This window comes from Pseudomonas sp. LB3P58 (assembly GCF_054897895.1).
On the sequence record NZ_JBUBVE010000001.1, the window covers coordinates 6,209,093 to 6,234,083 of the forward strand.

The following is a 24,991-nucleotide window of genomic DNA, read 5'->3' on the forward strand; positions in this document are numbered from 1 at the left end:
GTTATTCTCCACCCGGCGCCGCGTCAGCCGCGGCCACTTCCAGCAATAATCCCTTGCGTGCCACCACCCGGACCCTTTGCCCGGGTTGCAGCGGCGTGGCGCTGAGCACTTGCCACTTTTCTCCTTGCAGGTGCACCCAACCGTTGTAGGCATTGCCGGCCAGCGACATCACCGGTGTCACGCTGCCCACTAGCCCTGCATCGCCACTGACGTTTTCGCGCGGTCGGGTTTTCAAAGCGTGGATCAGCAGGAAAATCAGCAACAGGGCACTGATCAGTCCCAGGCCGATCATCAACGGAACCGGCACCTCGGTGTTGCTCAGAATCACCGCACCGATCACGAACATCACAATGCCGCCCAGACCGATCACGCCGTAATTGGGCAAGGCCGCCTCGGCGATCAGAAACGCGATGCCGAACGTGATCAGCCAGATCCCGATGGGGTTGGGCACCAGCAGGACGACGGTGTCCGCTGCGAATACCGATCCGCTCAAGGCCAACAGCAGCGCAACTGCACAACAACGAGTGTTCACGTGACCCTCCCTGTGGGAGCGAGCTTGCTCGCGAAGAACCTGAGAGCACCGTGCCGATTCAGGTGATCCGCGTTACATACAGTCTAGCTGAGCTCTGAATTGTACGAATTTTGATCAGTTGTTGACGTTATTCCGGCGGGCAGATTTCCCGCGCGATTGCGCCAGCGGGCCTAGACTTTTAGTGGAGAGAAAAGGTTTAACCATCGTCCGCGAAACGTTGTTGCGGACTCCGAGGTGCATCATGCGTATGGCAAGAACTGTGCAGGACAGCCTCAACAAGGCTCACTGCGAATTTGACATCGTCACCCATCCGCACTCGGCCAGCAGCCTTGAAACGGCGCGGGTCGCGGGCATTCCTGCCGAACGGGTGGCCAAATCGGTGATCCTCGACGACCACCACGGTCATTTTCTAATGGCTGTGCTGCCGGCGAGTCGTCACCTGGACCTGAGTAAAGTACGCGGCAGCGGCGAATGGCAGATCACCCGGGAAAGCACCCTGGCGCATCTGTTCCAGGATTGCGAACGCGGCGCGGTGCCTGCGTTGGGTGAATCCTATGGCCTGGACATGGTCATCGACCCACTGCTGACCCGGCAAAAAGACATCTACCTGGAGGCTGGCAACCACAACAACCTGGTGCACATGAGCGTGCCGGAATTCCTGAAAATGGTGCCGCATGCTGAAGTGTGCGAGTTGAGTCAGTAGTTTTTCGGCGTCAGTTACATCGCCATCGCGAGCAGGCTCGCTCCCACAGTTGAGCGCGATTCCATGTGGGAGCGAGCCTGCTCGCGATTGACTGCGCAGCAGTCACCCAATTATTTGCCATTACAAAGGAGCCCGACATGGAATCCCCAACCCACAGCCTCCCCAACCTGTTCAAACAACTCGGCCTGCCTGATGACGCCGAAAGCATTGATAAATTCATCGCCACCCATTCACCGCTCAAACCCGAATTGCACCTGGCGGATGCGTTCTTCTGGAGCAAGAGCCAGGCGGATTTCTTGCGCGACGATATTCTGGATGACGCCGATTGGGCTGAGGTGGTGGATCAGTTGGATGTGCTGTTGCGGAAGGGGCGGGGGGTGTAAAAATCACCTTTCTGGTGGCCACTGTCGGGATGTATGGACTAGCGCGAGTATCCAAATTGCATCCGATCCTGGCTGATAAACCACGCGATAACTTTGATGGGGGATCATCTCGCGAGTACCTGCAATGATTCCGACAGGGCCGCTTTCAGGGAACTGGGAAATACGAGATATCGCATTAATGAAGCGGTTGTCCATTTCGAGGGCGGCTATCGGGTTGACGGAATGCAGGTAATCCCAGATGTCTGCACGATCCTGTGCTGCTGCGGGCGTCCAGATTATCTTCATCCTTTCTTGGTTACCTGCGCACGCCTGGCAGCGAATTGTGCTTCAACTTCCTCATTGGTCAAGCCTTCACCAGCTCGCATGGAAATACGTGCACTGTCGACTTTGCGTTGCAAGTACGCTTCGTACTCGCGCGACTCTCGTTGTGTTTGAACGAACTGACGCATCATTTCCCTGACGATTTGCGATGCGGGGCGATGAGAAGCTTCAGCTTCGGCCATGAACTCTTCTCGCAGTTCTGGTTCAAGTTTCATCGTGAAAACAGCTTGTTTAGACATTTTCATATCCTCGATTCGAATACTGACGAAGTATATACGTCTTCAGTACCGGCGTTCATTCAGGCAGCCGCCTCACGACGGATGGCAGCCAATTTGTTTCAAAACTTGACCAACTTTCCCCTCAAATGCCATATTGATAGTTAGCAAACTAACAGTGTGTATTTCCCCTCGTGCCGAAGAACCTCGACGCTCTCCAGATGAACATCAGCAGCTCCATGGTGGTGGCCGCCAGGCATTGGCGGAAGATCTGCCAGACCACGCTGGTCAACTATGGAATCTCCGAAGCCTGCGCCGTTCCGTTGTTGATGATCGGGCGTTTGGGCGAGGGTGTGCGGCAGGTGACGGTGGCGCAGGCGGCCGGGATGGAGAGCCCGTCCCTGGTGCGCCTGCTGGATCAGTTGTGTCATGCCGGTTATGTCTGCCGTACCGAAGACGCCCATGACCGGCGCGCCAAATGCCTGAGCCTGACCGAGACGGGTCGTGAGTTGGTGCAAGCCGTCGAAATCGAGTTGGTGCGCTTGCGCCATGAAGTGCTCGAAGGGATCGATCAGCGTGATCTGGAAGCAGCGTTGCGGGTACTGAGGGCTTTTGAATCGGCCAATCATCTGCCGGTGATCAACCCTTGAGCGGATTTTTGACCGGCATGCCCCCGGCGCGGGACTGGTTCTACGGTGTGCGAACGTTCGCGGCATCGATGATCGCGTTGTACATCGCCATGCTCATGCAAATGCCCCGGCCGTATTGGGCGATGGCCACGGTCTACATCGTTTCCAGTCCGTTTGTCGGCCCTACCAGTTCCAAGGCGCTGTACCGCGCAGTCGGCACCCTTCTCGGTGCCGCCGCCGCGGTTTTTTTCGTGCCGATGTTTGTCCAGAGCCCCTATGTGCTGGTGGTGGTCATCGCGCTGTGGACCGGGATTCTGTTGTTTCTGTCGCTGCACCTGCGCACGGCCAACAGTTACGCCCTGATGCTCGCCGGTTACACCCTGCCGCTGATCGCTCTGCCGGTGGTGGATAACCCGTTGGGGGTGTGGGACGTGGCCGAAGCGCGGACGGAAGAAATCTTCCTCGGCATCGCCGTGGCGGCGGTGGTTGGCGCCATGTTCTGGCCCCGGCGGCTGGCGCCGGTGTTCAATGACTCGGTGAACAAATGGTTTGCCGATGCTTCGACTTACAGCCTGCGTTTCCTCAGCCGCAACGTGCAGCCGGACGAAGTCAGCGCGCTGCGCTCCTCGATGGTCGCGACCTTCAACACACTGGAATTGATGATCGGTCAGTTGCCCCACGAAGGCGCGCGGCCGCAAACGGTGCGCAACACCAAGGAACTGCGCGGCCGCATGATTCACCTACTGCCAGTGATTGATGCCCTCGACGACGCGCTCTATGCCCTTGAGCGGCGCACGCCCGAGCTTGTGGATAAGTTCGCGCCGCTGCTGGCCGCGACCACCGAATGGCTCGGCCACAAAGACGCCGACCTCGCCCGCTGGCAGGCGCTGAAAGACCAACTCGAAGCGCTGCAACCGTCCGCCGAAGCGCTGGATGATCGCAAGCAGCTGCTGTTCTCCAACGCCCTGTATCGCCTCGGCGAGTGGATCGATGTGTGGCAGGACTGTCGCAGCCTGCAGTACGCCATCCAGTGCGAAAGCCAGGACAGCTGGCGCGCGGTCTATCGCCACTGGCGGCTTGGTCGGCTGTCGCCGTTTCTCGACCGCGGGCTGATGCTCTATTCGGCGGCGTCCACGGTCACCGCCATCATCGTCGCGTCGGTGCTGTGGATTCTGCTCGGCTGGACCGACGGTGGCGCCGCGGTGATTCTGGCGGCGGTGGCGTGCAGCTTTTTCGCGTCGATGGACGACCCGGCACCGCAGATTTACCGGTTCTTTTTCTGGACGGCGATGTCGGTGTTGTTCGCCAGTCTTTATCTGTTTCTGGTCCTGCCCAACCTGCATGACTTCCCGATGCTGGTGCTGGCGTTTGCCGTGCCGTTTATTTGCATCGGCACCCTGACGGTCAAGCCACAGTTCTATCTGGGCATGCTGCTGACCCTGGTCAACACCTCATCCTTCATCAGTATTCAGGGTGCCTACGACGCGGATTTCCTCAGCTTCGCCAACTCCAACCTGGCCGGTCCCGTGGGCTTGCTGTTCGCGTTCGTCTGGACCCTGATCGCCCGGCCGTTTGGCTCTGAACTGGCGGCCAAGCGCCTGACCCGTTTCAGCTGGCGCGACATTGTCAGCCTCACCGAACCGGCCACGTTGTCTGAACATCGACACTTGGGTGTGCAGATGCTCGATCGCCTGATGCAACATTTGCCGCGCCTGGCCATGACCGGCCAGGACACGGGCATCGCCCTGCGGGAAGTGCGCGTGGCGCTGAACCTGCTGGATTTGCTCGCCTATACACCGCGAGTACTCGGCGTACCGCAAATGCTGCTGCATCAGGTGGTGGCCGAGGTCGGCGAGTATTTCAAGGCCTGCCTCAAGGCTGGCGAACGGTTGCCGGCGCCGAGTCCGTTGCTGATGACCCTTGATCGCACCCGCCGTGCCCTCAACACGGAGTGCGATGAAGACGCCCGTTTGCATTTGCTGCACGCCCTGAGCGGCCTGCGTCTGTCGCTGCTGCCAGGGGTGGAATTCGTCGGCGCCGGCGAGCTCGAAGAACCGCTTCCCCATGGCATCGATGGAGCGCCTTTATGATCGGTGATCTGGATATCAGCGGGGTGTTTCTGCCCACGCTGCTGGTGCTGATGGGCATTACGTACGTGTTGTTCCTGCTGGTGCACGGGTTGCTGACGCGTCTGCACTTTTACCGTCTGGTCTGGCACCGGGCATTGTTTAACGTGGCTCTCTACGCTTTGCTGCTCGGCGCCGTGGACTCACTCAGTCGATACCTGATGACATGAAAAAACCTTTTTTGACCATCGGTCGCGTGGTGCTGACCCTGCTGATCGTGACCTTCGCCGTTGTCGTGGTCTGGCGCATGGTGATGTATTACATGTTCGCGCCCTGGACCCGGGACGGCCACATCCGCGCCGACATCGTGCAGATCGCGCCGGACGTGTCCGGGCTGATCCAGCGGGTCGACGTGCGTGACAACCAATTAGTCAAACGTGGCCAGGTGTTGTTCAGCATTGATCAGGACCGTTTCAAACTGGCCCTGCGTCAGGCCAAGGCAGCGGTCGCCGACCGTCAGGAAACCCTGGCTCAGGCGCAACGCGAAGCCAAGCGTAACCGTGGCCTCGGCAATCTGGTGCCGGGCGAGCAACTGGAAGAGAGCCAGTCCCGGGTGGCCCGCGCCGAGGTGGCGCTGATGGAAGCTCAGGTGGCGGTGGACAGCGCCCAGCTCAACCTCGACCGCTCGACCATCCGCAGCCCGGTGGATGGCTACGTCAACGACCGTGCACCGCGCAATCAGGAATTCGTTACCGCCGGGCGTCCGGTGTTGTCGGTGGTGGACAGCAATTCATTCCACATCGACGGTTATTTTGAAGAAACCAAACTGGACGGCATTCATGTCGGCCAGAGCGTCGATATTCGGGTGATCGGCGACCGCGCTCGCCTGCGCGGGCATGTGGAAAGCATCGTCGCCGGCATTGAAGACCGCGACCGCAGCAGCGGCAGCAACTTGCTGCCCAACGTAAACCCGGCGTTCAGTTGGGTGCGGCTGGCCCAGCGGATTCCGGTGCGGATCGCCTTCGACGACGTACCGGCGGATTTCCGCATGATCGCCGGGCGGACCGCCACGGTGTCGATCATTGACGATCAAACTCAGGAGCCCGCGAAATGAGCAGGGCCTCGGGTTTGGCTATCGCCGGGTTAGGCCTGTTGCTGTCGGCCTGCCAGGTGGTCGGGCCGGATTATCACGTGCCGGACGAGGCCGCCGTGCACCGTGAAGACTTGCAGGGCGACTTGGCGGTGAACGGCAAAAATGTCGTCTCGGCACCGGTGCCCAGCGATTGGTGGCGCTTGTATCAGGACCCGCGCCTCGATCAATTGGTCCAGCAGGCCATGGCTTCCAACACCGATTTGCGCGTGGCGGCGGCGAACCTTTCCCGAGCCCGCGCGCAGGTCGATGAAGCTCAAGCGGCAGGTGGCTGGAGCGGCGGGGTGAAGATGGGCGCCCAGCGTTTGCAGGAGTCCGGCGAAGCATTCCTGCAGCCAGAGAAAGTGCCGGTGGCCAACGTCGGCGACATTGGCATTACCACCTCGTATCAGTTCGACCTGTTTGGCACGTTGCAGCGCGGCATCGAGGCGGCCAAGGCTAATGCCGATGCGACTCAAGCCGCAGCCGATACCGCAAGAATCACCTTGGTAGCCGATGTGGTCCGGGCCTACACCCAAGTCTGCGCAGCCAACGAAGAGCAGGAAATCGCCCAGCATTCCCTCGACCTGCAAGCCCAAAGCACCACGCTAATCCAGCGCTTGCGCGACGCCGGGCGCGGTGATGAGACCCAGGTGACCCGCTCGCAAACCCAATTCAAATCCCTGCGCGCCGACATGCCACGTTATGAGGCTGCGCGGCAGGCCGGGTTGTTCCGGTTGTCGATGCTGCTGGCCAAACCTGTGGATCAACTGCCGGCCGGCACCGACCGCTGCGCGGAGCTGCCAAAGATTGCGCAATTGTTGCCGGTCGGTGACGGCGCCACTTTGCTCAAGCGCCGTCCCGATGTGCGGCAGGCCGAGCGACGACTGGCTGCCGCGACCGCCGGCATCGGCATCGCCACCGGCGAGTTGTACCCGGACATCAGCATCGGCGCGACCGTCGGTACCGTCGGCATCCTGGAAAACCTCGGCAAACCGGCGACCAATCGCTGGGGCTTCGGGCCGTTGCTGACCTGGACCGTGCCGTCCAACGGCTCCCGGGCGCGAATCCGCGAGGCTGAAGCAACGACCCAGGGCGCGCTGGCACATTTCGATGGCGTGGTGCTCAACGCCATCCGCGAAACCCAAACCGGCCTGGCCCAGTACTCCGCGCTGCTGCAGCGGCGCGACGCACTGGCTGACGCCGAGCAATCGGCACAACTGGCGGCAGACCAGACTCACCGCTTCTTCCAGGCCGGCCGCGCCTCGTTCCTGGCGGACTTGCAAGCGACCCGCACCTACACCGACGTGCGGGCGCAACTGGCTTCCGCCAGCACGCAGGTTGCCATGAGCCAGATCGATTTGTTCCTGGCACTGGGTGGCGGCTGGGAAAGCGGACGAACGCAAGGCACGAACCCCGGCAAACCCTGAGGCCGTTGCTATGCTTTGATTTGATGAGGTCGCGCGTCGAACTCATCAATCAAGGCTCGCGTTGGTCATGGGGATTCCAATAATGAAAAACCCTTATGCTCCCGGCTTCTGGTGCGCTATTGCGGCATTGGTGTTGCTATCGGCCACTTATTTCTACGGCATCATGCTGGCCCACCAGATCGACAAGGCACTGGTGTTCCTCGACAGCGCCACGGCACTGATTGCCGTGATGGCAATCGTGGTGGTGGCCTGGGCTTCAGTCCAGGGCGCGCGCATCAAAAAAAGGCAACTCGAACAAGGCAAGACCCTGGTGCTGATCTGGGACACCAAGGTCGCGCTGCGCCGTGTCGAAACGGTGTTCGATCGGTATTTCTGGGGCAGTTACTGGCAACCGGGGCGTACGTTCCAGGAAGTCATGGGCGAACTCACCGGCACACCGCTGGAAAAAAGCCTCGAAACCCTGAAAAAACAATGCCAGGCGCTGGACAAGCAAGTGTCCGAGGACGGCTGGCACTGGCTCAGTAACGCTCGTGAACTCTCCGATGTCGCCGCCGCCATGGCCCGCGAACGTTATCAACTGGACTTCTGCGACCCGCGCTCGGAATCCCCAAGTGGCACGGCGGTGATCAATCGCGACTTCGAAGTGCTGGTCTATACATGGACCGCACGGCTCAAGAGCTTTGATCATCAGCTTGATGAGATCGAGGTTCAGTATTCCTGATCTGTGTTTGCAGGACTGACGCCATCGCGAGCAAGCTCGCTCCCACAGGTTTAGCGCAATTTCTGTGGGAGCGAGCTTGCTCGCGATGGCGATTTCATATCCGCCGAAACTCTCAACCCCTGCGCACGGTCCATAGACACTCTTTAACCTTTAATCATTGGGTCGCCCGGTGCGCCTGATGCTAATCTCCATCGCACTTTTAACGCAGTCGTGACCGCAACCCGTCATGGGTTCAGGGAAGACGACCACACTTCAAACAACGGACATTGATCGGGTCATTCATGAATAAATCAGCAGGCGTGCTTCTTGGAATCGTCGTTGCCATCGGTGCAATCAGCGCCGGCGGTGCCTGGTACACCGGCACCAAACTCGAAGGCGTGCTGAACACCTCGATCGCCGATGCCAACAAAGAGCTGCAAGCCGCGCTGGTCGGTTCCAACGGCACGGCGTCGCTGGAACTGGTCTCGCTGGAGCGCCATGTGTTCAGCAGCACCGCGCACTACCGCCTCAAGGGCGAAGGTGAGATGTTCGGCGAGGCCCCGGTCGAACTGCTGTTCGTCGATCGCGTCGAGCACGGTCCGCTGCCGTTTTCGCGCCTGGTGTCGCTGAAGTGGCTGCCGGTCCTGGCCACCAGTCACTACGAACTGGAAAGAACCCCGACCACCGAAAAATGGTTCGTCGCTGCCAAGGACAAATCGCCACTCACGGGCGTGGTCAACATCGGTTACGACAATGCCACCAACGGCACCCTGCAATTGCTGCCGCTGGACGTGGCGCTGGACGACAAGTCGAACCTGAAATTCTCCGGGCTGAACCTCGATGTTGCCGCCAGCGCTCAAGCGCAGAAGGTCAAGGCCGACGGTTACATGGACAGCCTGACCCTGAGCACGGTCGCTGAAGACCAGACGCCGGTGAAGGTCGAACTGAACGGCCTGACCCTGGCCAGCAACCTGACAAAAAGTACTTACGGCTACTACACCGGCGAGAACACCGTCGAGCTGACCGACAGCAAGACCACCTTCGGCGCCAAGCAGTCGGTCTTGGGTTTCAAGAAATTTGAAATGAAGAACCAGACCGAGGAATCCGGCACCAGCGCTTCGGGGCGTGCCGATTACAAGGTGGGTGAGGTGAGCCTGAACGGCAAGACGGTCGGCTCTGCGCAGATGGCCATGAGCCTGAAGAACCTCGACATCCCGGCAACAATGTCGCTGATGCAGATTTACCAGACCAAACTGCAACCGTACGAGAGGGCCGCCGCTGAGGCCGTGGCTGCGGGTCAACCGGCGCCAGAGCTGGTCCTGACCCCGGCCGAAGAGGCGCAGGTCAAAACCGGCCTGGAGAAACTGCTGGCCGCCGGCCCGCAGGTCGCCCTGGAGAATCTGTCGTTCAACACTGCCAATGGCGAAAGCCGCGCCAACCTGGTACTTGACCTGACCAAACCACAATCCATGGACCTGCCACCAGACCAGTTGACCCAACAACTGATCGCGCTGCTGGACGTCAACGTGAAAGTGTCCAAGCCAATGCTCGTTGACCTGCTGAGCGTGCAGTCGCAAATCGACGGTCAGACCGACGCCAAGCTCATCGCCGATCAGGCCACCGCCACCGCCGACATGTTTGGCAGCATGGCAGTCGGTACGCAGTTGGCAAAACTGGAAGACAACAACATCGTCGCCAAACTGCATTACGCCAATAATCAGGTGGAATTCAACGGCCAGAAGATGACCGTCGAAGAGTTTGTCGGGTTTGTCATGAGCAAACTCGGCGGTAATGTCGCCGTCGAGTAAAACCAGGGTTTACACACCGACGCCCGGCCTCTGCGCAATGCAGACGCCGGGCGTTTTGCTGTCTGGCGTTTGAAGCGGGGGAGAGCAGTTGTTAATTCAGATCCCGAATCAGCCGCCACGCTTCATCCACCGGCAACGGCTGTTTCATCCGTTCGGCGAGCAGCGCTATCGCACGTTCTTCATCGCATGCCACCGCGGCGACCACCAATCCATCCTTGCCGAACAGGCCGATAAAGGGTGGATGGTCAGGGTCGCCTTTGAACTCGACCTCATCCCAGGTCGCGGCGTGTCCAAGGTAGTCGTAGTTTTTACCGAAGTGCCAGGTCCAGAAATAGGGGACGTCGAGGTAATGCTCGTCACCGCCGAGCATGTTCATCGCCGCGATCCGTGCCTGTTGCTGCGCCAGGCGCCAATGTTCGATCCGTTGGGGCTGGCCGTTGAGCGGGAAGGTCGCGATATCGCCGGCGGCCCAAAGCCCATCGGTCACGCGCATCCCGCCATCGACCTTCAGCGACTGGTCCTTTTCCAGGGGAAGGCCGGTAAATGCGCCAGTTGCCGGGCTGACGCCAATGCCGACCAACACCAGATCCGCCGGTAAACGTTGACCGTTGTCCAGGCGCACCGCTTCGACCTTGGCGCTTCCTTCGATGTGCGTTGCGTTGCCATCCGTATGAAACACCACGCCGTTGGCCTCGTGCAGGGCACGAATCGATTTGCCGACGGCATCGCCAAACTGTTTGGCAAAAGGCACGGCGTGACGGGCCAGCACGGTGACGTCCAGGCCGTATTGACGCAGAGAGGACGCGGATTCCATGGCAATAAAGCTGTCGCCGATGATCACCGCTCGTTGGCCTGGTTTTGCCGAGCCCAGAATCCGCTGTGCCTGATCCTTCGAACGCAGCACGAACACCTGCGGCAGGTCGGCGCCAGGCAGCGTCAGCGGATTGGGTGTGCCGCCGGTGGCGAGCAGGGCAGCGTCGTAGCTCAGCGATTGACCATCAGCCAGGCGCAACGTCTTGTTCGCGGCGTCCAGGCTCGTCACTTCAGTGTTTATTCGCTCAATGCGCTGTTCGCGGTAAAAATTTTCATCACGCAGCGGCGGGACTTCTTCCGGCGGCATCTCCCCGGCAATCACGAATTTGCTTAATACCGTGCGGTCGTAACCGGCGTCGGTTTCACGGTCGATCAACAGCACCCGGCCACCGAAGCCCTTTTCGCGCAACGCCGCCGCGCACGCCGTGCCTGCTGCACCGGCACCGATGATCACAAAGGTTCGCTCGTCATCCGCCGGAGGGGTGTGAGCGTCGGACATCGGCTGATCGTCGACCCAGACCTCGCCATCGCGCACTTCCAGCGGATAGCGCTTGAGGCTGTCCAGGGCCGGCGGTTCGCACAGCGCACCGTCCTCGATCCGATACGCAGCCTTGTGCCACGGGCAGATCAAACGTCCGTGGCACAGAGCGCCGTCGGCCAGCGGCGCTCCGGCATGGGGGCATTCGCCCTGAAAGGCGCGTAGTTGATCGCCCACCCGCAGCAGGACAATTTTTGTGTCTGCGATCTGAACCTCAAGGCCCCGGTTTTCGGACACATCGGCGAAACGGGCGACACGGTGCAGTGCCATGATCACTCTCCAGGCAAGCGTTTCACTTAAGAGTTTGGCGCTTATATGGAGGTTCAGCCAATTCCCACTGCCACGGAATGAACGGTCCGGCTATAGTTTGCACGCCGACGACGGCCCCACCCGCACAAGGTGCTCCGGTATGACCCGATTGACCTCTCTGAACCCTTGGCTGGCGGCCGTTGCAGTCGCCCTTTGCGTGCAATTTCCGGCGCAGGCCCAGGAGCGTTTCACCCTGAACATCCCAGGTGTCACCGACGATCGACTGTTTACCTCGGTCGCCGCCAGCGATGCGCCCAATTGTGGTGGGCACAACCAGTCACCGGCCTTGAACTGGAACGCCGGTCCGGCGGGTACCCTCAGTTACGCCATCGTTATGCATGACCCCGATGGTGCGAAAGGCCAGGGCGTCGATCACTGGGTGCATTACGGCATCAAACCGACCACCCACCAGATCCCGGCCGGTGTCGGCACCAAATCTGGCCTCGAAGGCGTCGGAGGCACGAACGTCAAAGGCACCACGACTTATGTCGGCCCTTGCCCTCCGGTCGGCGATAGCGCGCACCACTACATCATCCAGATTTATGCCCTGGACCTGGCACCGGACGCCTTGCCTGCTGGCCTTACCCGCGCACAGCTACTGGAAAAGATCAAAGACCATGTGCTGAGAAACAGCAGCGTAGTGCGGCGTTATCACCGCTGAAGATTCTTTTCACTGCGGTTTAACCCGAACCTGTCGGGCTGTCCGTCTCAGAGGATGAATGGATCAATTTCCTCCTGAGGTCAGCCCCCATGTCCCTCCCTCTGCATTTCCTCCGCCCGGCCGCCCAGGGTTTCGCCGCCGGGTTGCTGCTGGCGATTGCCGGTTGCGGCGTTTCATCCAAGCCTGATTCCGCCTCGGTTGCGCCACCGGTTCAAGGTGCGCTGCCGGCTGAAGTACTGGTGCGCAACGAGGCTGTCATGGCAGACACTTCGATGGCCAAGCGCAGCGTTCACCCTGCACCGACTGCGAGCTATGCGCCGATGCCCGCGGGCGAAGCTTATCCGCAGGGATATCGGGATGAGCAGCGGGAGCAGTATCAAGCGCTGGCGGATAACCCGATTCACAGCGTGGCCGAAGCGCCCGTCTCGACCTTCAGCGCCGACGTCGACACCGGTGCTTACGCCAACGTCCGCCGCTTGCTCAATCAGGGGCGTCTGCCACCGGAAGGTGCGGTGCGACTGGAGGAAATGGTCAATTACTTCCCCTACGATTACGCATTGCCCACCGATGGCTCACCCTTCGGCGTAACCACCGAGCTGGCGCCGTCGCCGTGGAACCCGCATACCCGATTGCTGCGCATCGGCATCAAGGCCTCGGACCGCGCGGTCGCGGAGCTGGCCCCGGCGAACCTGGTGTTTTTGGTGGACGTGTCCGGCTCGATGGACCGACGCGAGGGGTTGCCGCTGGTCAAAAGCACCCTGAAATTGCTGGTCGATCAATTGCGCGAGCAGGACCGGGTTTCCTTGGTCGTCTATGCCGGTGATTCGCGTGTGGTGCTGGAGCCGACCTCCGGACGCGACAAAGCGAAGATTCGTACCGCCATTGATCAACTGACCGCTGGCGGCTCCACCGCCGGGGCGTCAGGCATCGAACTGGCCTATCAGATGGCGCAGCAGGCGTTTATTCCCAAGGGCATCAACCGCATCCTGCTGGCCACCGACGGTGACTTCAACGTCGGCATCAGCGACTTCGACAGCCTCAAGCAAATGGCTGTGGATAAACGCAAGACCGGCGTTTCCCTGACTACATTGGGTTTTGGTGTGGATAACTACAATGAACACCTGATGGAACAGTTGGCCGATGCTGGCGACGGCAACTATGCCTACATCGACAACCTGCGCGAGGCGCGCAAGGTGCTGGTGGATCAGCTCGGTTCGACCCTCGCGGTCGTGGCGAAAAACGTGAAGCTGCAAGTGGAGTTCAACCCGGTACAAGTCAGTGAATATCGGCTGTTGGGGTATGAGAATCGTGCGTTGAAACGTGAAGACTTCAACAACGACAAGGTCGATGCCGGTGAAATCGGCGCAGGGCATACGGTGACGGCGTTGTACGAAATTGTGCCGAAGGGCGAGAAGGGTTGGCTGGAGCCGCTGCGGTATGGCAACTCCGGGGCAGTTGCTTCCGGGAAATCTGGGGAAATGGCCATGCTGCGCGTGCGATATCAGTTACCCGAAGGTGGGAACAGTCGCTTGATCGAGCGGCCGATCACTGACAGTGCTGCGCCAGCCAGTGAAGACCTGCGATTTGCGGCGGCCGTCGCGGCGTTTTCCCAGCAGCTCAAAGACGGGCGTTATACCGGCGATTTCAGCCTGAAGGACACCGAGGCTTTGGCTCGCGGTGCGCGGGGCGAGGATCGATTTGGTCTGCGGGCAGAGTTCGTGCAATTGGTGGAGTTGGCGCAAAGTCTGCGAACCACCACCGCATCCAACAGTGAGCCGCTAAAAGGAGGCTACAACTGAAATGTCAGCGCCTGAATCGAGCGACGAATCGCTGCTGGCCCGTTATCGCGCAGGCGACGGGCCGGCGTTCGAGATTCTGTACGCCCGTCACCGCCAAGGGCTCTACCGATTCCTGCTCGGCCTGAGCGGCAAGTCCGAGCTGGCCGAAGAGGTTTATCAGGACACCTGGCTGAGCCTGATCCGCAGCACCAGTCAGCCACAAGGCAGGGCGAACTTTCGTACCTGGCTTTACCAGATTGCCCGCAATCGCCTGATCGATCACTGGCGCAAACACGGAATCCACAACCCCTTGCACGACAGCTATGACGAACAGATCCACGCGCTGAGCGATGATGCAGCCGATCCCGAACAACTGCTGAGCCTGAGCCGCGACAACCAGCGCCTCGAAGCGGCCCTGCAAAACCTGCCCGCGGACCAGCGCGAAGTGTTCCTGCTGCGCGCCCATGGCGATCTCGACCTGTCGCAGATCGCCACCCTCACCGAAACACCGCTGGAAACCGTCAAAAGCCGCTTGCGCTACGCCCAGCAAAAACTGCGTCGGCTGCTGGCCGAGGAGGTACTGACATGACTGACGCCCGTCCTACGCCAGAAGACGAAGTGTTGAAGCACTATCGTGAACACGCGACCGGCGAACCCCCGGCCCATCTCGACGCGTTCCTCCTGGCTGCCGCACACCGTGAAGCCCCTGTGCAGAAGCCAGGTCTGTGGAAACGCTGGGTCCAGGCCTGCCAGAAACCCCGTTGGCAAGTCGCATTTGCCAGCCTCGTCGGTGTAGCCCTGATGCTTGCACTGGTGCAACGCACGGAGGAGCCGCTGCCGAGTTACGACTTCGCTCCTGCATCCAAAACGTCTGCACCGGTCGCCAAAAAAGAAGCCGCAGAGGTATCACCTTCGGTTGCTCGCTCGCTGGCTGCCCCGGCCGGCGCAATGTCCGCCCCCGCGCCTGCGGCGCCAATGGCCGATTTTTCCGCCCCCGCGCAGAGCGAATCGATCAATGCCGAAATGGCCGATGAAGCCAAGCTCAGCAAGCGTGCAGCAGCGCCGACGAAAACGCTGGATGAGCAATTGCATGAAGTAGTGCGCCTGCAAAAGGCGGGTAAGACGCAAGCCGCCGATGCGCTGTTGAAGACATTGCACAAGCGTTTCCCTGACGAAAACCTCACGGCCCGACTCAAGGCATTGCAGAAAAACTGAAGGACATAACGGTCGCCAATTTGGCATCGACACCCGAAAGCGCGCACTATCGGCCTATAGCCGATGCGTTGGAGGTAGCCATGGCGAAAAAAATCGACCGCATCGCCCAAATGCTCAACTGCCCGGTGAAGGGTCAGGAATTACGGCGGGCTGTTACTGAGAGTCGTAAGGAGTTTCTGCTGGCGAAGCAGGCAGAGGAAGCGTTTGAGGAAGACGTTCTTGATGATGAGTTGATCGAGGATGAAGAAGACGATGATGATTACGACGAGTTTGATTGGACGACTGAATGAAAAAACCGCTTCGGCGGTTTTTTTTCAGACTCAGTTGTTCGGTTAAACCGAACAACTGCATCCAGCGCCCGTCCTGAGGCTGTAACGACACCGACAAAAAAGCCCCAGACCCTGCGGTCTGAGGCTTTTTCGTTTCTACGTATGGTGCACCAGGCGGGATTCGAACCCACGACCACTGCCTTCGGAGGGCAGTACTCTATCCAGCTGAGCTACTGGTGCAATGCGGGCGCCATGATACTCATATGCACTGCGGGCGTCCATGCTGCTGAATCGCCTGCGTTTTTCCAAAGCGTAACCTGCGGTTGCTACGTTGATCAGAAAAATTAGGCAAATGCGGCGTTTTCGTTCTTTTTTTCGAACAGGCTATTGTCCTTTACCCCCTTTGATCCTAGGATTCGTTTGAGATTTCAAACGCTCTTGTCTGGGTGCTGAACCGCACGAGTTTCAATCAGTGCGCTATTTATGTGCTTCAGCCCGGTGAATGATTTCCCTGACGGCAGCCTATAAGGCGCCTTTCTACAATCATAATTCGCTCCGCGCTTGTCGCGGTGCTGTTAAGGAAAGCCGACATGCAGCTTAAAGACACCCAGTTGTTCCGCCAGCAAGCCTTCATCGATGGCGCTTGGGTTGATGCGGACAATGGTCAGACGATCAAGGTCAACAACCCGGCAACGGGCGAAATTCTGGGCACCGTGCCGAAAATGGGCGCTGCCGAAACCCGCCGTGCAATCGAAGCCGCTGACAAAGCGCTGCCGGCCTGGCGTGCACTGACCGCCAAGGACCGTGCGAACAAGCTGCGTCGCTGGTTCGAACTGATCATCGAGAACCAGGACGACCTGGCTCGCCTGATGACCCTCGAACAAGGCAAGCCATTGGCCGAAGCCAAGGGCGAAATCGTTTACGCCGCTTCCTTTATCGAGTGGTTCGCTGAAGAAGCCAAGCGCGTCTACGGTGACGTGATTCCGGGCCACCAGCCAGACAAGCGCCTGATCGTGATCAAGCAGCCAATCGGTGTGACCGCTGCAATCACTCCGTGGAACTTCCCGGCCGCGATGATCACCCGTAAAGCCGGTCCGGCCTTGGCCGCCGGTTGCACCATGGTGCTCAAGCCTGCTTCGCAAACTCCGTTTTCCGCATTCGCTTTGGCTGAACTGGCCCAGCGTGCCGGCATTCCTGCCGGTGTGTTCAGCGTGGTGTCCGGCAGTGCCGGCGACATCGGCAGCGAGCTGACCAGCAACCCGATCGTGCGCAAATTGTCCTTCACTGGCTCGACCGAAATCGGTCGCCAGCTGATGGCTGAATGCGCCAAGGACATCAAGAAAGTGTCCCTGGAATTGGGCGGCAACGCGCCGTTCATCGTGTTCGACGACGCGGACCTGGATAAGGCCGTCGAAGGCGCGATCATTTCCAAGTACCGCAACAACGGCCAGACCTGCGTCTGCGCCAACCGTCTGTACATTCAGGATTCGGTCTACGACGCGTTCGCCGAGAAGCTGAAAGTGGCCGTGGCCAAACTCAAGATCGGTAACGGTCTGGAAGAAGGCACCACCACTGGCCCGCTGATCGACGAAAAAGCCGTGGCCAAGGTTCAAGAGCACATTGCTGACGCAATCAGCAAAGGTGCAACCGTCCTGGCCGGTGGCAAGGTCATGGAAGGCAACTTCTTCGAGCCGACCATCCTGACCAACGTGCCGAAGAACGCTGCCGTGGCCAAGGAAGAAACCTTCGGTCCATTGGCTCCGCTGTTCCGCTTCAAAGACGAAGCCGAAGTGATCGCGATGTCCAACGACACCGAGTTCGGTCTGGCTTCGTACTTCTATGCTCGCGACCTGGGTCGTGTGTTCCGTGTGGCTGAAGCCCTGGAATACGGCATGGTCGGCGTCAACACCGGGTTGATCTCCAACGAAGTCGCGCCGTTCGGCGGCATCAAGGCGTCGGGCCTGGGCCGTGAAGGCTCCAAGTACGGCATCGAAGATTACCTGGAAATCAAATACCTCTGCCTGGGCATCTAAGCTCGAAGGGATAAGCCCGGCAAGGCATTGCTTCAAACGCAAAGGGCACGAGAGCGCTGTCCCTTTGCGTGCAACAAACGGAATTTTCTCTGTGGCCGGGAAAGCTGTGGCAGTCGATCATCGCATGCTGCCGTAGTTGCCTCCCCGCCGCATTTTCCTTGAACCACGCCGCCCGATGAGCGGTGAATGAGGACTTTATGAGCAAGACTAACGCATCCCTGATGAAACGCCGCGAAGCCGCTGTACCACGCGGTGTTGGCCAGATTCACCCGATCTTCGCCGAGTCCGCGAAGAACGCCACCGTGACCGACGTTGAAGGTCGCGAGTTCATCGACTTCGCCGGCGGTATCGCCGTGCTGAACACCGGCCACGTGCACCCGAAAATCATCGCCGCCGTGACCGAGCAGCTGAACAAGCTGACCCACACGTGCTTCCAGGTACTGGCTTACGAACCGTACGTAGAAGTGTGCGAAAAAATCAACGCCAAGGTGCCGGGTGATTTCGCCAAGAAAACCCTGCTGGTGACCACCGGCTCCGAAGCCGTGGAAAACTCCATCAAGATCGCCCGTGCCGCCACTGGCCGTGCCGGCGTGATCGCCTTCACCGGCGCTTACCACGGCCGCACCATGATGACCCTGGGCCTGACCGGTAAGGTCGTGCCTTACTCGGCCGGCATGGGCCTGATGCCAGGCGGCATCTTCCGCGCGCTGTACCCGAACGAACTGCACGGTGTGAGCATCGACGATTCGATCGCCAGCATCGAACGCATCTTCAAGAACGACGCCGAGCCGCGTGACATCGCCGCGATCATCATCGAGCCGGTTCAGGGCGAAGGTGGTTTCTACGTCGCGCCTAAAGAGTTCATGAAGCGTCTGCGCGCACTGTGCGACCAGCACGGCATCCTGCTGATCGCTGACGAAGTACAAACTGGCGCTGGTCGTACCGGCACTTTCTTCGCCATGGAACAGATGGGCGTTGCTGCCGACCTGACCACCTTCGCCAAATCCATCGCTGGCGGCTTCCCGTTGGCCGGTGTTTGCGGCAAGGCCGAATACATGGACGCCATTGCTCCAGGCGGCCTGGGCGGCACTTACGCGGGTAGCCCGATCGCTTGCGCCGCGGCCCTGGCCGTGATGGAAGTGTTCGAAGAAGAGCACCTGCTGGACCGCTGCAAAGCTGTCGGCGAGCGTCTGGTCACTGGCTTGAAAGCCATCCAGGCCAAGTACCCGGTAATCGGCGAAGTCCGTGCCCTGGGCGCGATGATCGCGGTCGAGCTGTTCGTTGATGGCGACAGCCACAAGCCGAACGCTCCAGCGGTAGCCGCCGTTGTGGCCAAGGCTCGCGACAAGGGTCTGATCCTGCTGTCCTGCGGCACTTACGGCAACGTTCTGCGCGTCCTGGTACCGCTGACTTCGCCGGACGAGCAACTGGACAAAGGTCTGGCGATCATCGAAGAGTGCTTCTCCGAGCTGTGATCTCCAGGCTCTGATCGATTTGTGAACTGATCGACAAAAAAACCCGCTTCGGCGGGTTTTTTTGTGTCCCTGGAACCCATCGATGACAAATGCGCTGTATCGAATGGCCAGCATTGACTAAGGTGCAAGCACTACTTTGGAGTGTGTAAATGACTGCTGTGGTGTTACCCGCTGCGCCGCGTGTGCTGATTGCCGAGGCCGACCCCTGGTCCCGCGACCTGCTCAAGCAGGTGTTGTTGAATGTGCGCTGCGACGCACGGCTGGATCTGTGTGCCGATGGTCAGGAAGCGCTGCACCTGTTGGCGGAAAATCCTTACGACCTGGTGATCGTCGACTGGGAGCTCCCCGGCATCGATGGTTTGAATGTCTTGCGCAATGTTCGCCAACGCAAACGTAATCCCCCCCTGCCGTTTATTCTGATGAGCAGCCGCAACGACGGCGCCAGTGTGCGCGAAGTCTTGCCCCTGGCGCCTGCGGCGTACCTGACCAAACCCCTGAACATGGAAAGCCTGACCCACCGCCTGCAGGAGTTGCTGCTGAACGCCGGTGAAGAGCTGTCTTGCGAAACGCCTTCGCTGTCGCCAGGCATGACGTTGGCGGTTTACCTGGAGCGTCGTCGTGAGTTTGCCGACGGTGCGCCGCTGATGACTGACGTGCAGCTGGCGGTCAAACGCAGCCTCAATCCCAATGGCCTCGACCTGACACTGCTGCATGACGAGATCCGTACCGATCCGCAAATCACTGCCGTGCTGATCGCCGCCGCCAACAGCGCCGCCCATCACCTGGGGGCCGCCGTACAAACCCTGTCCCAGGCGCTGCACCGCCTCGGCACCGGGCAAAGCATGAACCTGATTCTGGGGCTGGCCCTCAAGCGCAGTGCCCGCCTCAGCGATCCGTTTCTGGCCGACTATGCCGAGCGCTATTGGGAGCTGTCGCTGCGCACCGCCGAGTATGGCCGGACGCTGGCGCGCTTGCTGGATCTGGATCAGGAGCGCTGTTATTGCGCCGGCATGCTGCATCGCCTCGGCGACCTTGCGCTGTTGCGGTGTTTGCAGGAATGGAAGCAGGCCGGTGGTGAGCTGGATGAATGGGAGGAGGTCGGCGAGGCGCTGGCCGAATTCGGCGCGGCTTATGGTTCGGCGCTTCGCACCCGTTGGCGCCTGCCGCTGGAGCTGCGAGAGCTGATTGCGGCGGTCTACCAGTTCGGTGGCGGGGTTTACTCCCGCGAAGCGCTGGTGATGAACATGGCTGCGCAACTGGCGCGACTGACCGAGCATGAGGGCATTGAGGACCTGGCAAAGAGCCGGACGGCGCGGTTGCTCAAAATCGGGTTGCCGGAATTGATGCGCCTGCGCAAGAAGTAAACGCACCACCAAACCCTGTGGGAGCGAGCCTGCTCGCGATAGAGGTCTATCGGCCAATATCAATGCTGAATGTCAGTCCCTCATCGCGAGCAGGCTCGCTCCCACAGGGGGATTGGGTGTTGACCTGTCAGCCCACGACAATCCGGTTCTTGCCCTGGTGTTTGGCTTGGTACATCGCCGCATCCGCGCGGGCAAACAGGCTGTCGATGCTTTCGTCCTCGGCGGTGAGGCTGGTCAGGCCCTGGCTGACGGTGATGCCGAACGTCTGTTCGCCATGGCTGAAACTTAAGCGCTGAATCTCCCGTTGCAGGCGCTCGGCCACTTGCATGGCCATGTCTGGCGCACAGCCGGGAAACACCGCTGCGAATTCCTCACCGCCAACTCGCCCGAACACATCACCTCTACGCAACGTCGCGCGACCGCTCTCGGCGAGTCGTTGCAGCACGTTGTCGCCTTCCTGGTGGCCGTAGGAATCGTTGATTACTTTGAAGTCATCGATGTCCAGCAGCAGGAAGGCCAGCGGCGTGCCTTGGTGCCGTGCCTGTTCGAATTCACGGTGGGCGCAGTCGAAGAAGTGTCGGCGGTTGCTGCTCTGGGTCAGCACGTCGGTGGTGGCCAAGCGTTGCAGCTCGGTTTCCATCTGCTTCTTGTCAGTAATGTCTTCGGCAATGCCGACGATGATCACCGGTTGCCCCGGCTCGGCCTGACGGTTGATGAAGCACTTGTCACTGAGCCAGCGGACCTGGCCGTCGGCGGCAATGATTCGGTATTCGCGGTCTTCATCGGCGCCTTTGACCAGTACTTCGGCCAGGCTGCGTTCGGCATAGTCCAGATCGTCGGGGTAAATGCTGTCGCGCCATTGGTTGTAGTCGGACAGCAACAAGCCTGCGGAGCGGCCGAAAATCCGTTCATACGCAGGGCTGACATAGAGCACCCGACGGGATTCCCAGTCGAAGGCCCAAAGCACCGCGTTGACGCTCACCAGCAGAGCGCTGAACAGTTGTTCGCGTTCGCTCAGGCGCGCCACTTCGCCTTGTGCATGCATTAGCGCCAGCAGGGTTTGCGCGGCCTCGGGCCACTGCGGGAGGGATGAGTCTTGCAGGCTTTTATTGACCATCGACACAAAATCTCAAAGGGCGTGTGCCGCTCGAGGTTCGAAAGCGGCCAATACCAGAGCCCGCCTGGATGGCGAAGTGTCTTTGAGATAGGGGATTTGGAGCTTAGTTCCGAAGGGTGCGCCCACGAACGGGGCGCACCGATCAACGGCGTCAGACAGCGGCGGGGCGCAGGGAGTAAGTTTTCAACTGATCGGCGAAGTCGCGCAGGGATTGAATTCCGCTGACTTCCGCTTCGTGTACCCAATCCTTGATGGCGGCCAGCATGTCGTGACCATTTGAGCTGGTCTTGACCCAGATCTGCTGCAAGGCCAGGCGTTTCTCGTAAATTACCTTCAGCGCCTGACTGTGCTCGAGCATGGTCTGGATGCGAATGTGGTGTTTGTCATCCAGCAGGCTGGTTTCCCGCGAGAGCAGGCGCTTGGCGCGGTGGAACTGGTGACGGACCGAGTGATCGACCTTTTCCAGCTCTTGTTTGACCAGCGGCGCGATCACCAATTTGCGGTACTGGGCCATGATCTGGAAGCGGTTGTTGAGGATCGCCATGGCGGTGTCCATGTCCAGGTTGCCTTTGCCTTCGACCCGATGGGCGATGGGCGCGACCCGCTGAACCTTGGCCAGACGCAGGAAGCTGAAGACCTGGATCCAGGCCCACCCGAGATCGAATTCCCACTTCTTCACCGACAGTTTTGCCGAATTAGGGTAGGTGTGATGGTTGTTATGCAGTTCTTCGCCGCCGATCAGGATGCCCCAGGGCACCAGATTGGTCGCCGCATCGCGGCATTCGAAGTTGCGGTAGCCGATGGCATGGCCCAGGCCATTGACCACGCCGGCGGCCCAGACCGGGATCCACATCATCTGGATCGCCCAGATGGTGATGCCGATGGTGCCGAACAACAGCAGGTCGATGACGCCCATGATCGCCACGCCCAGCAGCGGAAAACGGCTGTACAGGTTGCGTTCGATCCAGTCTTCGGGGCAGTTCTTGCCGTAGATGCGCAGGGTCTCGGGGTTTTCCGCCTCGGCACGGTACAGCTCGGCGCCTTTGCGCAGAACCGTGGACAAGCCCTTGATGACCGGGCTGTGCGGATCATCGACGGTTTCGCATTTGGCGTGGTGCTTGCGGTGGATAGCGGTCCACTCACGGGTGTTCTGTGCCGTGGTCAGCCACAGCCAGAAGCGGAAGAAATGTTTCAGGCCTGCATTCAGCTCGAGCGAGCGATGGGCTGAATAACGGTGCAGATAGACCGTGACGCCGATGATCGTCACGTGGGTCATCAGCAGGGTGACTGCCACCAGTGACCAGGGCGACAAGCCGAGAAAACCTTCGTACCACATAGGCTATTGGGCCCTCGATAAAGAAAATAACAGCCGTTGCATTATCACTAAGCCCACAGATAAAACCAGTCGCCCTTTCAGATAAGAGTGGCTGGATGTTTCTTTAAACTATAATTCCATCCTTTTTGAAGGGACATGGACAGCCGAATGTCTGCCACCTATCGCGATGCTTTGCGTGCAGCGCTGCTTTACCTTCTGGTTTCTGTAGGTTGGCTGCTGTTCAGCGGCTATTTATTGAACAGTTTCTTCGATAGCTCCGCTGAGCTAATGCGATGGCAACTGATCAACGGTTATGCCTGGGTGGTGTTCAGTGCCGGTTTGATTTTTCTCGCCCGGGCGCGATTGTTCCGTTGCCTGGGGATCGGCGCAAAATTGCGTGAGCGCACTGAAGAGCGCGAGCGTTTGCGTCAGGCGGCCGCGGTGTTCGATTGCACGCGTGAAGGGGTGCTGGTCACCGACAACAAAGGGTTGATCGTCCATGTAAACCGGGCCTTCATGGCAATTACCGGCTATCAGAGCGAGGAGGTGCTCGGCCAGCGCCCCAGTCTGTTCAAGTCCGGTCATCACCCGCCGGCGTTCTACCAGGCGATGTTCGCGGCACTCAACAGTACCGGCGAGTGGAGCGGTGAAATCTGGAACCGCCGCAAAAGCGGCGAGATCTACCCGCAATGGCAGACTATCCGCGTCATTGACGACGAGAGGGGGCGGCGCAGCCATTACGTGGCAGTGTTTTCCGACATTAGCGCAATCAAGAACTCCGAACATGAGCTGACGCACCTGGCTCACTACGATCCGCTGACCGATCTGCCCAACCGCTTGTTGTTCACCGACCGCACCGAACAGGCCCTGGCTTCGGCGCAGATCCACAAGCGCGGCTGCGCGTTACTGATGATCGATCTTGATCACTTCAAGATGATCAACGACAGCCTCGGGCATAGCATTGGGGACCAGTTGCTCAAGGGCGTTGCCGAGCGTTTGAAAGCGATGGTCGGCCCGGGAATCACCCTGGCGCGCCTTGGCGGTGACGAGTTCGCCGTGCTGGCTGAAAGCTGTCCGCAAATGGTGCACGCGGCGGCGCTGGCTCAGCGGATCATCGATGGCCTCAAAGAGCCGTTCCAGATCGACGGGCATCAGTTGTTCGTCAATATCAGCGTCGGCATCAGCCTGTTCCCCGGCGACGCCTTGAGCGCCGAGCAGTTGTTGCGCAACTCCGACTCGGCGCTGTTCAAGGCCAAGGGGGCCGGCCGCAACGGCTACGCCCTCTATACCGAAGAATTGACCGCCCATGCCCAGCAGCGGGTCGAGACTGCATTCGAATTGCGCCGTGCGCTGGAGCAGCAGGAGTTGCGGGTTTATTACCAGCCGGTACACGACCTCAAGACCAGTCGCCTGATCGGTGTCGAGGCATTGGTGCGCTGGGAGCATCCACAGCGAGGGTTGGTGTCGCCGGCAGAATTCATTCCCATTGCCGAGCGCACCGGTCTGATCGCCGAAATTGATGCCTGGGTGATGCGCCAGGCGTGTGAGCAGATGTGCCTGTGGCAGCAGGCCGGGGTGGTGTTGTCGTTTGTCGCGGTGAATGTTTCTTCTCGACTGTTCGCCCGCCGTGAGCTGTTTGGGCAGGTGGCGAAGGTGCTGCATGAAACTGGGCTGGATCCTGCCTGTCTGGAGCTGGAAGTTACCGAGAGCGCTGTGATGGATGACCCGGAAGTCGCGCTGGAGCAGATGCACCGATTGCGCGAGTTGGGCGTGCGACTGGCCATCGATGACTTCGGTACAGGCTATTCGTCGTTGCTGCGCCTCAAGCGGATGCCGGTACAGAAACTCAAGATCGATCAGGGCTTCGTTGCGGGGTTGCCGTGGGATGAGGATGACGCGGCGATTGTGCGGGTGATCATTGCGCTGGCCCAGAGCATGGGGATGCAGGTTCATGCCGAGGGGATCGAGCAGGTCGAGCAGGCGGGTTTCCTGCTCGAACACGGCTGTGATCTGGGGCAGGGCTACTGGTTTGGACGACCGGTGCCGGCCGGGCAGCTGGATTGGAACCGGACTCCACAGATTCTCCAGCACTGATCAGTCTTTTGGTTATATTAAAATTCTTAAATAGTCTTTTTAAGAATATCCGCGCTTATCTACTATTGGTCTCACGCCGCAAGCAGTCTCGCCA

The 24,991-nt window shown here is 59.9% G+C and carries 24 protein-coding genes and 1 tRNA gene; 18 read left to right on the top strand and 7 right to left on the bottom strand.

What is annotated here, in order from left to right; translation table 11 throughout:
- Window position 1: 1 nt before the first annotated feature.
- Complete coding sequence (locus ACYZTZ_RS28905) at window positions 2–532, bottom strand: NfeD family protein (RefSeq protein WP_008148135.1); 531 nt, start codon at window positions 530–532, stop codon at window positions 2–4.
- 241 nt (window positions 533–773) lie between these two features.
- Between ACYZTZ_RS28905 and ACYZTZ_RS28910 the strand changes: the two genes are divergently transcribed.
- Together ACYZTZ_RS28910 and ACYZTZ_RS28915 are read left to right on the top strand one after the other, a co-directional pair.
- A complete protein-coding gene (locus ACYZTZ_RS28910; protein ID WP_046047264.1) occupies window positions 774–1,235 on the top strand; it encodes an aminoacyl-tRNA deacylase in 462 nt (153 codons plus the stop codon).
- A gap of 137 nt (window positions 1,236–1,372) precedes the next feature.
- Complete coding sequence (locus ACYZTZ_RS28915) at window positions 1,373–1,618, top strand: DUF2789 domain-containing protein (protein WP_046047265.1); 246 nt, start codon at window positions 1,373–1,375, stop codon at window positions 1,616–1,618.
- A gap of 3 nt (window positions 1,619–1,621) precedes the next feature.
- On the opposite strand, the gene ACYZTZ_RS28920 is transcribed toward ACYZTZ_RS28915, so the two are convergent.
- The gene (locus ACYZTZ_RS28920; protein ID WP_462000403.1) at window positions 1,622–1,903 is read right to left on the bottom strand and encodes a type II toxin-antitoxin system RelE/ParE family toxin; all 282 of its coding nucleotides are present in this window, start codon (window positions 1,901–1,903) and stop codon (window positions 1,622–1,624) included.
- Entirely contained in the window at window positions 1,900–2,178 is a 279-nt protein-coding gene (locus ACYZTZ_RS28925; RefSeq protein WP_150656895.1) for a CopG family ribbon-helix-helix protein, read from the bottom strand. Before ACYZTZ_RS28925 ends, ACYZTZ_RS28920 begins: the two co-directional genes overlap by 4 nt.
- 197 nt (window positions 2,179–2,375) lie before the next feature.
- Between ACYZTZ_RS28925 and ACYZTZ_RS28930 the strand changes: the two genes are divergently transcribed.
- From ACYZTZ_RS28930 to ACYZTZ_RS28960, 7 genes are all read left to right on the top strand, one after another.
- The gene (locus ACYZTZ_RS28930) at window positions 2,376–2,804 is read left to right on the top strand and encodes a MarR family winged helix-turn-helix transcriptional regulator (RefSeq protein WP_056745708.1); all 429 of its coding nucleotides are present in this window, start codon (window positions 2,376–2,378) and stop codon (window positions 2,802–2,804) included.
- Window positions 2,801–4,873 carry an FUSC family protein gene (locus ACYZTZ_RS28935; RefSeq protein WP_462000404.1) on the top strand — a complete coding sequence of 691 codons (2,073 nt, stop codon included), beginning with the start codon at window positions 2,801–2,803 and terminating at the stop codon, window positions 4,871–4,873. The genes ACYZTZ_RS28930 and ACYZTZ_RS28935 overlap by 4 nt, the downstream gene beginning before the upstream one ends.
- Window positions 4,870–5,079: a DUF1656 domain-containing protein gene (locus ACYZTZ_RS28940; RefSeq protein ID WP_008148151.1), complete on the top strand. Its 210-nt coding sequence runs from the start codon at window positions 4,870–4,872 to the stop codon at window positions 5,077–5,079. The genes ACYZTZ_RS28935 and ACYZTZ_RS28940 overlap by 4 nt, the downstream gene beginning before the upstream one ends.
- The gene (locus tag ACYZTZ_RS28945; RefSeq protein WP_033058627.1) at window positions 5,076–5,963 is read left to right on the top strand and encodes an efflux RND transporter periplasmic adaptor subunit; all 888 of its coding nucleotides are present in this window, start codon (window positions 5,076–5,078) and stop codon (window positions 5,961–5,963) included. The genes ACYZTZ_RS28940 and ACYZTZ_RS28945 overlap by 4 nt, the downstream gene beginning before the upstream one ends.
- Window positions 5,960–7,408, top strand: coding sequence for an efflux transporter outer membrane subunit (locus tag ACYZTZ_RS28950; protein WP_462000405.1), 1,449 nt, complete (start codon window positions 5,960–5,962; stop codon window positions 7,406–7,408). Before ACYZTZ_RS28945 ends, ACYZTZ_RS28950 begins: the two co-directional genes overlap by 4 nt.
- An 82-nt stretch (window positions 7,409–7,490) precedes the next feature.
- Window positions 7,491–8,129: an NADH:ubiquinone oxidoreductase subunit N gene (locus ACYZTZ_RS28955; RefSeq protein ID WP_462000406.1), complete on the top strand. Its 639-nt coding sequence runs from the start codon at window positions 7,491–7,493 to the stop codon at window positions 8,127–8,129.
- Between the two features lie 281 nt (window positions 8,130–8,410).
- Entirely contained in the window at window positions 8,411–9,916 is a 1,506-nt protein-coding gene (locus ACYZTZ_RS28960; RefSeq protein WP_462000407.1) for a YdgA family protein, read from the top strand.
- A 91-nt stretch (window positions 9,917–10,007) separates the two neighbouring features.
- Here ACYZTZ_RS28960 and ACYZTZ_RS28965 read toward each other — a convergent pair whose 3' ends face one another.
- The gene (locus ACYZTZ_RS28965) at window positions 10,008–11,537 is read right to left on the bottom strand and encodes an FAD-dependent oxidoreductase (RefSeq protein WP_462000408.1); all 1,530 of its coding nucleotides are present in this window, start codon (window positions 11,535–11,537) and stop codon (window positions 10,008–10,010) included.
- Window positions 11,538–11,676: 139 nt separating this feature from the next.
- On the opposite strand from ACYZTZ_RS28965, the gene ACYZTZ_RS28970 reads away from it, so the two are divergent.
- The 5 genes from ACYZTZ_RS28970 to ACYZTZ_RS28990 all read left to right on the top strand — a co-directional run bounded on the left by ACYZTZ_RS28970 (window position 11,677) and on the right by ACYZTZ_RS28990 (window position 15,520).
- The gene (locus tag ACYZTZ_RS28970; RefSeq protein WP_462000409.1) at window positions 11,677–12,237 is read left to right on the top strand and encodes a YbhB/YbcL family Raf kinase inhibitor-like protein; all 561 of its coding nucleotides are present in this window, start codon (window positions 11,677–11,679) and stop codon (window positions 12,235–12,237) included.
- 89 nt (window positions 12,238–12,326) lie between these two features.
- Window positions 12,327–14,036 carry a vWA domain-containing protein gene (locus ACYZTZ_RS28975; protein WP_462000410.1) on the top strand — a complete coding sequence of 570 codons (1,710 nt, stop codon included), beginning with the start codon at window positions 12,327–12,329 and terminating at the stop codon, window positions 14,034–14,036.
- Between the two features lies 1 nt (window position 14,037).
- Window positions 14,038–14,604 (top strand): RNA polymerase sigma factor, encoded by a 567-nt coding sequence (locus ACYZTZ_RS28980; RefSeq protein ID WP_462000411.1) that lies wholly within the window; start codon window positions 14,038–14,040, stop codon window positions 14,602–14,604.
- The gene (locus tag ACYZTZ_RS28985) at window positions 14,601–15,230 is read left to right on the top strand and encodes a hypothetical protein (protein ID WP_462000412.1); all 630 of its coding nucleotides are present in this window, start codon (window positions 14,601–14,603) and stop codon (window positions 15,228–15,230) included. Before ACYZTZ_RS28980 ends, ACYZTZ_RS28985 begins: the two co-directional genes overlap by 4 nt.
- Before the next feature lie 20 nt (window positions 15,231–15,250).
- Window positions 15,251–15,520 carry a hypothetical protein gene (locus tag ACYZTZ_RS28990; protein WP_236713357.1) on the top strand — a complete coding sequence of 90 codons (270 nt, stop codon included), beginning with the start codon at window positions 15,251–15,253 and terminating at the stop codon, window positions 15,518–15,520.
- Window positions 15,521–15,662: 142 nt separating this feature from the next.
- On the opposite strand, the gene ACYZTZ_RS28995 is transcribed toward ACYZTZ_RS28990, so the two are convergent.
- Window positions 15,663–15,739 (bottom strand) — tRNA-Arg (locus tag ACYZTZ_RS28995).
- A gap of 350 nt (window positions 15,740–16,089) precedes the next feature.
- Between ACYZTZ_RS28995 and gabD the strand changes: the two genes are divergently transcribed.
- The 3 genes from gabD to ACYZTZ_RS29010 all read left to right on the top strand — a co-directional run bounded on the left by gabD (window position 16,090) and on the right by ACYZTZ_RS29010 (window position 20,371).
- Window positions 16,090–17,532, top strand: a complete 1,443-nt coding sequence (gabD, locus tag ACYZTZ_RS29000) for an NADP-dependent succinate-semialdehyde dehydrogenase (protein ID WP_008148203.1) — start codon at window positions 16,090–16,092, stop codon at window positions 17,530–17,532.
- A gap of 197 nt (window positions 17,533–17,729) precedes the next feature.
- A complete protein-coding gene (gene gabT, locus ACYZTZ_RS29005) occupies window positions 17,730–19,007 on the top strand; it encodes a 4-aminobutyrate--2-oxoglutarate transaminase (protein ID WP_033058568.1) in 1,278 nt (425 codons plus the stop codon).
- Window positions 19,008–19,156: 149 nt separating this feature from the next.
- Complete coding sequence (locus ACYZTZ_RS29010; RefSeq protein ID WP_462000413.1) at window positions 19,157–20,371, top strand: HDOD domain-containing protein; 1,215 nt, start codon at window positions 19,157–19,159, stop codon at window positions 20,369–20,371.
- Window positions 20,372–20,498: 127 nt separating this feature from the next.
- Here the strand turns inward: ACYZTZ_RS29010 and ACYZTZ_RS29015 are convergent, their stop codons facing one another.
- Both ACYZTZ_RS29015 and desA read right to left on the bottom strand, forming a co-directional pair.
- Window positions 20,499–21,488 carry a GGDEF domain-containing protein gene (locus ACYZTZ_RS29015; protein WP_462000724.1) on the bottom strand — a complete coding sequence of 330 codons (990 nt, stop codon included), beginning with the start codon at window positions 21,486–21,488 and terminating at the stop codon, window positions 20,499–20,501.
- Between the two features lie 151 nt (window positions 21,489–21,639).
- Window positions 21,640–22,824 (bottom strand): delta-9 fatty acid desaturase DesA, encoded by a 1,185-nt coding sequence (desA, locus tag ACYZTZ_RS29020; protein ID WP_462000414.1) that lies wholly within the window; start codon window positions 22,822–22,824, stop codon window positions 21,640–21,642.
- Between the two features lie 147 nt (window positions 22,825–22,971).
- On the opposite strand from desA, the gene dibA reads away from it, so the two are divergent.
- Entirely contained in the window at window positions 22,972–24,897 is a 1,926-nt protein-coding gene (gene dibA / locus ACYZTZ_RS29025; RefSeq protein WP_462000415.1) for a phosphodiesterase DibA, read from the top strand.
- Window positions 24,898–24,991 lie beyond the last annotated feature (94 nt).